General features: G+C 68.0%; 1 protein-coding gene and 1 pseudogene. Both read right to left on the bottom strand.

Annotated elements, in window-relative coordinates:
• Positions 1 to 353, bottom strand: a pseudogene (locus BIV01_RS02050) (LLM class flavin-dependent oxidoreductase); the annotation flags it as partial.
• Positions 354 to 395: 42 nt separating this feature from the next.
• The coding region (locus BIV01_RS02045; RefSeq protein ID WP_139199175.1) for an ATP-binding cassette domain-containing protein at positions 396 to 731 on the bottom strand (336 nt) is incomplete at its 5' end.

Here is a 731-nt window from a genome sequence, read left to right as displayed (position 1 = left end):
CGTGCGGCGAGGTACGGCGGGTACTGGATCGTCGAGAACGTCGGGACGATGCCGATGTGCTTCGTGGCCTGCGTCATGAGCGGGACGAGCGGCATGGGGTCGTTCTTCGGCGCCATGAAACCGCGCCGCAGCGAGGTGTCGGCGGTGCCGCGGTACGAGTCCTCGACCATCGCGGTGTCCTCGATGAGGATGTAGTCGAAGCCGCCGCGCTCGAGGTTCTTCGCGAGGTCGATGTAGATGTCGGGCTTCATCCAGTCGGTCACGTTCGTGCCGGTCCAGGGACCGTCGCCGTTCGTGTCCGACCAGGCCTGGATGCCGAAGCCGTTGCCGAGGAACCATCCGAGGTGGAACATGTGGAGCCTTTCGTGTGGGAGGGCGGGCGCGTCCGGGAGGGACTACGCCACGGGCTCCTCGACGGCCAGGTGGGCGTCGACGAGCTTCTGCGTGTACGGGTGTCTGGGGTGTTCGAGGACTTCGAGCGTGCGGCCGGACTCGACCACCTCGCCCTGGTTCATGACGACGAGCTCGCCCGTGATGAACGCGGTCGCCGGCAGCCCGTGCGACACGAACATGAGGCCGGCGCCGTGGTCGTTCGAGTAGCGCTTGAGCAGGTTGAGGACGACGCCCTGCACCGAGACGTCGAGCGCCGAGACGGCCTCGTCGCACACGAGCAGGTCGGGTCGGACGACCAGCGCCCGGGCGATCGACATGCGCTGCCGCTGGCCGCCGGA

The sequence above is a fragment of the Curtobacterium sp. MCBA15_013 genome (assembly GCF_001865095.1).
Classification (GTDB): domain Bacteria; phylum Actinomycetota; class Actinomycetes; order Actinomycetales; family Microbacteriaceae; genus Curtobacterium.
The sequence above is the reverse complement of the archived record's forward strand: the minus strand, read 5'-3'. Positions and strand labels throughout refer to the sequence as shown.